1 pseudogene is annotated in these 787 nt (G+C 47.6%); it reads left to right on the top strand.

Annotated features, from left to right (window positions below):
• Positions 1-753: pseudogene (locus tag HW443_RS12235) on the top strand (hypothetical protein); the annotation flags it as partial.
• Positions 754-787 lie beyond the last annotated feature (34 nt).

Genomic DNA, 787 nt, shown 5'->3' with positions numbered 1-787 from the left:
ACCCAAAATGACGAAATTCTTCGCTTTGTTGAGTTCTGGAAGCAAAGGACAGGACGGCTCCCAGAAGAATTGATCTTCGATTCTAAACTGACCACATACAAAAATCTCAATGTCCTCAATCAACAAGGAATTGCCTTTATTACCTTGAGGCGGCGTTCTTTGAAGATGCTTCGGGAGGTCCACCAGGAGCCCGCATCGGCCTGGAGACGGATCGAACTCCACGGCGTGTCCCGCATCCACAAGACCCCGCGAATCATTGACCGCAAAGTTACCCTCAAAGACTATGAAGGCCCCCTTCGTCAGATGATCATCACAGATCTCGGGCATGAAGAGCCTATCTTCTTGCTCACCAATCAACTGACCTCTTCACCCGTAAAGCTCATCGATCGATATGCCCAAAGGATGATTATCGAGAACAACATTCAAGACGGCATCGATTTCTTTCACATGGATGCCCTCTCCTCTGCCGTGGCCATGAAAGTGAATTTGGATCTGCAGCTCACCCTTATGGCCAGCAGTCTCTATCGCCTCCTAAGCTTGCGGATTGGTAACGGTTATCAAAAGGCCAAGTCACGACATATCTTCAGAGATTTCGTGGATGCCACAGCGACCCTTCAGATCACCCCAAATGAGTTTATCGTACGATTCCAAAAACGAGCCCATAACCCTTTACTCGTGGCCTCTAATTTCAATAATATCGATATTCCCATACCATGGCTCGGAGGGAAAAAACTCCGCTTCGTCTTCGGATAATGCTCCATGGTGTTAGGTTAAAAAACTAACATGG

This window comes from Candidatus Hakubella thermalkaliphila (genome assembly GCF_013281975.1).
GTDB lineage: Bacteria > Actinomycetota > Humimicrobiia > Hakubellales > Hakubellaceae > Hakubella > Hakubella thermalkaliphila.
The sequence above is the reverse complement of the archived record's forward strand: the minus strand, read 5'-3'. Positions and strand labels throughout refer to the sequence as shown.